Origin of the sequence: Streptomyces sp. DvalAA-14 (assembly GCF_900091855.1) — a bacterium.
Taxonomy (GTDB): Bacteria; Actinomycetota; Actinomycetes; order Streptomycetales; family Streptomycetaceae; genus Actinacidiphila.
Map to the genome: position 1 here is coordinate 1 of NZ_FMCH01000008.1, position 5,276 is coordinate 5,276.

General features: G+C 72.0%; 6 protein-coding genes. 2 read left to right on the top strand and 4 right to left on the bottom strand.

The genetic code is table 11. From position 1 onward, the window contains the following. The first annotated feature begins 77 nt into the window (after nucleotides 1–77). Entirely contained in the window at nucleotides 78–395 is a 318-nt protein-coding gene (locus tag GA0115240_RS00320; protein WP_093734613.1) for a hypothetical protein, read from the top strand. A 104-nt stretch (nucleotides 396–499) separates the two neighbouring features. Here GA0115240_RS00320 and GA0115240_RS00325 read toward each other — a convergent pair whose 3' ends face one another. The 3 genes from GA0115240_RS00325 to rfbB all read right to left on the bottom strand — a co-directional run bounded on the left by GA0115240_RS00325 (nucleotide 500) and on the right by rfbB (nucleotide 3,360). Further along, nucleotides 500–1,258: a G1 family glutamic endopeptidase gene (locus GA0115240_RS00325; RefSeq protein WP_093734614.1), complete on the bottom strand. Its 759-nt coding sequence runs from the start codon at nucleotides 1,256–1,258 to the stop codon at nucleotides 500–502. A 237-nt stretch (nucleotides 1,259–1,495) separates the two neighbouring features. Then, complete coding sequence (gene rfbD / locus GA0115240_RS00330; RefSeq protein WP_093734615.1) at nucleotides 1,496–2,374, bottom strand: dTDP-4-dehydrorhamnose reductase; 879 nt, start codon at nucleotides 2,372–2,374, stop codon at nucleotides 1,496–1,498. After that, complete coding sequence (rfbB, locus tag GA0115240_RS00335) at nucleotides 2,371–3,360, bottom strand: dTDP-glucose 4,6-dehydratase (protein ID WP_093734616.1); 990 nt, start codon at nucleotides 3,358–3,360, stop codon at nucleotides 2,371–2,373. The genes rfbD and rfbB overlap by 4 nt, the downstream gene beginning before the upstream one ends. 132 nt (nucleotides 3,361–3,492) lie before the next feature. Here rfbB and rfbA point away from each other — a divergent pair, with 132 nt between their 5' ends. Then, nucleotides 3,493–4,407, top strand: coding sequence for a glucose-1-phosphate thymidylyltransferase RfbA (gene rfbA / locus GA0115240_RS00340; protein WP_093734618.1), 915 nt, complete (start codon nucleotides 3,493–3,495; stop codon nucleotides 4,405–4,407). Here the strand turns inward: rfbA and rfbC are convergent. Further along, complete coding sequence (gene rfbC / locus GA0115240_RS00345; protein WP_093734617.1) at nucleotides 4,373–4,990, bottom strand: dTDP-4-dehydrorhamnose 3,5-epimerase; 618 nt, start codon at nucleotides 4,988–4,990, stop codon at nucleotides 4,373–4,375. The two genes, rfbA and rfbC, sit on opposite strands and share 35 nt — an antisense overlap. Between the last annotated feature and the right edge of the window lie 286 nt (nucleotides 4,991–5,276).

The window sequence follows — 5,276 nt, forward strand, 5'->3', positions numbered from 1 at the left end:
CCGGGCTGCCGCGGATCGTCCCCCGTACGGCCGAAGAGTGAGGGGTCCGGCTCCGTCCGCTGGGCAGGTGTTCCCCTATGACCATCTACGTCGTCACCGTTCCCGGCACGTTCCTCGCCACCCCGCCCGACGGGGCCCAGGAGGAAATGGTGCGCGCGCTGCGCCCGGCCGACCCGCAGGGCACCGAATTCGGCGAGGCCGAGGCGCTGGACATCCTCACCGTCTACGACGGCACGCCCGCGTTCAGCATCCATCTCGAAGTCGAGGCGGACACCAAGACCGAGGCCGGCGACACCGCCCGCGATCTGGTGCGGGCCGCGCTGCGGACCGCCGATGTGCCCGTGGAGTCCGCGTCGCTGGGCGAGCCCGTCATCACCGGCATCGCCGGGGAGTAGGACCGTTCGCACCCGGCGTGCCGGGTGCACCGCGAGGTGCCGGCCGCCCCCGAAGGGCGGCCGGCACCTCGTCCTGCGACACCGTGGGGGGTGTCAGCGCGTGCTCAGCTGTGGTTCCAGGTGACGGAGAAGTTCGTCCCGCCGGACAGCGCGGAGGTCGTCGCCTTGGTGGTGCTGCCGGACGCCATGTTGATCTTGTCCGGGCCGTAGTTGCCGATCGCCTGGCCGTTCGCGGTGGCGTTGGTGAACGACGCGGTGCTGAAGTGCGCCAGCGGCAGCACACCGCTGCTGCTGGACGGCGCCTCGGCGATGATCTCGGCGGAGGCGTTGGACAGACCGCTCTGCGTCTTGGTGGTGGTCTTCGTCCAGCCCTTGGTGGTGTCGGACAGGGTGAGGGTGTAGGTGTGCCCGCTCACGCTGACCGTGGAGGTGAAGTGGTCGCCGGGGCTGACCGCGTTGCTGTAGTTCACCGGGTACGCCGGGTACATCTCGTACCACGAGTAGTACTGCGCGCGGCCGCCCGAGCAGTCGGCCTCGCTGCCGGTCTGCTCCACCGAGTTGCTGCCGTCGCCGTCCAGCCCGATCCAGAACGAGGAGTACGAGGTGCCGCTGCCGCAGGTGACCGACGGCTGCGTCCAGCTCGCCGAGACGCTGCTGAAGGTGGTGCCGGTGGCCGCGTAACCGGCCCAGTTGCCGCTGGTGCTCTGGGTGATGCGCCCGTCCGGGCTGACGATGCGGTGGCTGTTGAGCGGGGCCAGCCGGAACTGCCCGGCGGTGGCGGCGGCGCCGGGCGCGAGTGCCAGGGAGGACAGAAGTGCTGCGGCCACGGCGGATATGGCGGTGACGCGGGTGGTTGCCGACATGCTGCTCCTTCTCGCGTGACTGGCGCTGACTGGTGGGGTTTTCGTGACGCCAGTGCATGACAGTGTGCAGTCAATCCGGTGCGCGGGTGATACAGCTTGGTGTCAACGGTCGGCAAAGGTCGTGCCAAGTCCCCTGAGGAAAAGGGTGAATTGAGCGGCGCGGTGCGCAATGCCGGAATAGCCGCGCGGCCGGACCGCCCCCGCGATCCGGCCGCCGCACGACGGCATGACGGGGCGTCAGCCGACCCGGGCCGCCCGCAGCGACGGCAGCGCCGCCGCCAGTTCCGGATACCAGTCCGGCAGCGGCGCCAGGCCCGCCGCCGCCCAGCCGTCGTGGCCGAGCACGCTGTACGCCGGCCGCCGGGCCGGCCGCGGGAAGCGGTCCGAGGTGGTCGGGCGGACGCGCCGCGGATCCAGCCCGGACAGCTCGAACACCGCGCGGGCCAGACCGAACCAGGTCACCTGCCCGCCGGCCGTGCCGTGGTAGATGCCGGCCGGTGCCCGCCCGGCCAGCGCCCCCTCGCCGAGTACGGCCAGCCGCCCGGCCAGCGAACGGCTCCACGTGGGCTGCCCCACCTGGTCGTCCACCACGTCCAGGGTGTCGCGGCGCTCGGCGAGTTCCAGCACGGTCCGCACGAAGTTGCGCCCGTGCGCGCCGTAGAGCCAGGCGGTACGCACCACGAACCCGCGCTCCGGCAGCAGTTCGCGCACCGCCCGCTCGCCGGCCAGCTTGCCGCGCCCGTACGCGCCGAGCGGCCCGGTGGGGGAGTCCTCGCGGTACGGGCGGTCCGCGTCCCCGGCGAAGACGTAGTCGGTGGAGAGCTGGAGCAGCCGCGCGCCGTGCCGGGCGCAGGACTCCGCCAGCCGGCGGACCCCGTCGCCGTTGACCCGGGTGGCCGCCGCCTCGTCCTGCTCGGCGCCGTCCACATCGGTCCAGGCCGCGGTGTTGACCACCACGTCGCGGCCCGCGACGGCCGCGTCCACGGCCGGGCCGTCGGTGATGTCGAGATCCGCCCGGGCCAGGGCCGTCACCTCCGCCCCGGGGTCGGCGGCCAGGACCGCGGTGAGGTCGCGGCCGAGCATGCCGGCCGCCCCGGTGACCAGCCAGCGCGTCATTCCGGCAGCTCCGCCTTCTCCTTGAGCGGCTCCCACCAGGAGCGGTTGTCCCGGTACCAGGCCACGGTGTCGGCCAGCCCCTCGTCGAATCCGGTCAGCGGCTCGTATCCCAGCTCGGCGCGGATCTTGCCGATGCCCAGCGAGTAGCGCAGATCGTGGCCCTTGCGGTCGGTGACCTGCTCCACCCGGTCCCAGCCCGCCCCGCAGGCCCGCAGCAGGTGCCCGGTCAGCTCCCGGTTGCTGATCTCGGTGCCGCCGCCGATGTGGTACACCTCGCCGGCCCGGCCGCCGTGCAGCACCAGGTCGATGCCCCGGCAGTGGTCCGAGACGTGCAGCCAGTCCCGGACGTTGCGCCCGTCGCCGTAGAGCGGCACCGTGCGGCCGTCGAGCAGCTGGGTGACGAACAGCGGGATCATCTTCTCCGGGAAGTGGTAGCGCCCGTAGTTGTTGGAGCAGCGGGTGACCGTGACGTCCATGCCGTGGGTGCGGTGGTAGGCCAGCACCATCAGGTCCGAGGCCGCCTTGGACGCGGCGTACGGCGAGTTCGGCGCCAGCGGTGACTCCTCGGTCCAGCTGCCGTCCGCGATCGAGCCGTAGACCTCGTCGGTCGACACATGGGCGAAGCGCCCCACCCGGTGCCGCAGCGCCGCGTCCAGCAGCACCTGCGTACCCAGCACATTGGTGGTCACGAACGGCGAGGCGTCGACGATGGAGCGGTCCACGTGCGACTCGGCGGCGAAGTGCACCACCGCGTCCTGGCCGGCGGTGACCGCGTCCACCACCTCCCGGTCGCGGATGTCGCCCCGCACGAAGGTAAAGCCGGGGTGCCCGGCCACATCGGCGAGATTCGCCTCGTTGCCCGCGTAGGCCAGGCTGTCCAGCACGGTGATCCGGGCGCCCGGACCGGACGGCAGCTCGCCGCGGAGCGCGGCCCGCACGAACTGTGATCCGATGAAGCCGGCGCCGCCGGTGACGAGTATCCGCATGAGAACGTCATGGTAGGACACCCCGGGGGACAGGCAGGGTGGAGACGGCGAAAGACGCGGGAAACGAGCGTAAACGCACCGAAGTTCGCGGACCGGCCCGGCCCGGCCGGGCCGGTGGCTATCATCACCGGCATGCGTGGGATTGTGCTCGCGGGCGGTACCGGGTCTCGACTGTGGCCGATCACCAAGGCCGTCTCCAAGCAGCTGATGCCGGTCTTCGACAAGCCGATGATCTACTACCCGCTGACGACCCTGGTCATGGCGGGCATCCGGGACATCCTCATCATCACCACCCCCGACGACCGGCCGCAGTTCGAGCGGCTGCTCGGCGACGGCTCCCAGTGGGGGCTGCGTTTCGAGTTCGCGGTCCAGGACCGGCCGGCCGGCATCGCCGAGGCGTTCCTCATCGGTGAGCGGTTCATCGGCGGGGAACCGGTCGCACTGATCCTCGGCGACAACATCTTCCACAGCGCCGGGCTCGGCCGGCAGCTGCGCGGCTACCGCGATCCCGACGGCGGTGTGGTGTTCGCGCACGCGGTCGCCAACCCCGGCGACTACGGCGTGGTCGAGTTCGACGCGGACGGGCGCGTGCTGTCCATCGAGGAGAAGCCGGCCAGGCCCCGCTCCCGGTACGCGGTGCCCGGCCTGTACTTCTACGACGCCGAGGTCGTCGCGATAGCCCGCAAGCTGACCCCCAGCGCCCGCGGCGAACTGGAGATATCCCACGTCAACCAGGAGTACCTGGAGCGCGGCCGGCTCACCGTGTCGGTACTGGACCGGGGCACGGTCTGGCTGGACACCGGCACCTTCCAGTCCCTGGTGCAGGCCTCGGAGTACGTCCGGGTGGTCGAGGAGCGGCAGGGCTTCAAGATCGGCTGCGTCGAGGAGGCCGCCTGGCTGGCCGGCTTCATCGACGACGGCCGGCTGCTGGCCCTGGCCGAGCCGCTGCGCAAGAGCGGCTACGGCGACTACCTGACCGAGGTGCTGGCCCAGCGCGGCGACGACACCGGCTTCAATCACCGGACCGGGCGCTGGAGTCCTTCCTGAGCCGTTCGTCGTAGGCCAGGCAGTCGGCGTACGACGGCAGCAACCCGCGCTCCCTTGCCTCGGCGAGGGTGGGCGCCGCGGCGTCCTTGGGCGACAGCAGCGGCTCCGGGCCGGCCGGCCACTCGATGCCCAGCGCCGGGTCCAGCGGATGCACGCCGTGCTCCCGGGTGGGCGCGTAGCCCTCCGAGCAGAGGTACACCACGGTGGCCCGGTCGGTCAGCGCCATGAAGGCGTGGCCGAGCCCCTCGGACAAGAACACCGAGGCGCGGTCGCGGTCGTCGAGCCGCACCGCCTCCCAGCGGCCGAAGGACGGCGACCCGACGCGTACGTCCACCACGACGTCCAGCACCGCGCCGCTCACGCAGGTGACGTACTTCGCCTGGCTCGGCGGTACATCGGCGAAGTGGACGCCGCGCAGCGTTCCGCGTACCGACACCGAGCAGTTGGCCTGCGCCAGCCGCAGATCCCGGCCGGTCGCGGCGGCGAAGTCGGCCTCGCGGAACCACTCGTGGAAGCCGCCGCGGGCATCGGTGAGGATCTTCGGTTCCTGCACCCACGCGCCGGGGATGCCGAGTTGCCTCATGCGCTGTCACGTCCCTTGTCTGCCTGGTGTCTGCCCGGTGTCTGCCTGGCGTCCGCCGCGGCCGCGGCGCACGCCGCAGCCGCGGGCCGGTCCGGTCGGCCCCACGGCGGTGTCCCATTGTGACCTCCCGGCCTGCGCGGAACGACGCGTTCCGGTCGGTTCGCCACGCACCGCCCGGCCAGCGCCTATGCTCTGCCCCAGGTCCCGCACTCGGGGACCGTATTGGGGAACGGCTCTTGGGGAAGAGCCCGCTGGGGGGAAGGTCGGCCATGACGGTCAAGGCACA

Excerpts from the sequence above, each read along its gene's own strand:
- GA0115240_RS00320 (WP_093734613.1), top strand. The coding sequence starts at position 78 with ATGACCATCTACGTCGTCACCGTTCCCGGCACGTTCCTCGCCACCCCG.
- GA0115240_RS00325 (WP_093734614.1), bottom strand. The coding sequence starts at position 1,258 with ATGTCGGCAACCACCCGCGTCACCGCCATATCCGCCGTGGCCGCAGCA.
- rfbD (WP_093734615.1), bottom strand. The coding sequence starts at position 2,374 with ATGACGCGCTGGCTGGTCACCGGGGCGGCCGGCATGCTCGGCCGCGAC.
- rfbB (WP_093734616.1), bottom strand. The coding sequence starts at position 3,360 with ATGCGGATACTCGTCACCGGCGGCGCCGGCTTCATCGGATCACAGTTC.
- rfbA (WP_093734618.1), top strand. The coding sequence starts at position 3,493 with ATGCGTGGGATTGTGCTCGCGGGCGGTACCGGGTCTCGACTGTGGCCG.
- rfbC (WP_093734617.1), bottom strand. The coding sequence starts at position 4,990 with ATGAGGCAACTCGGCATCCCCGGCGCGTGGGTGCAGGAACCGAAGATC.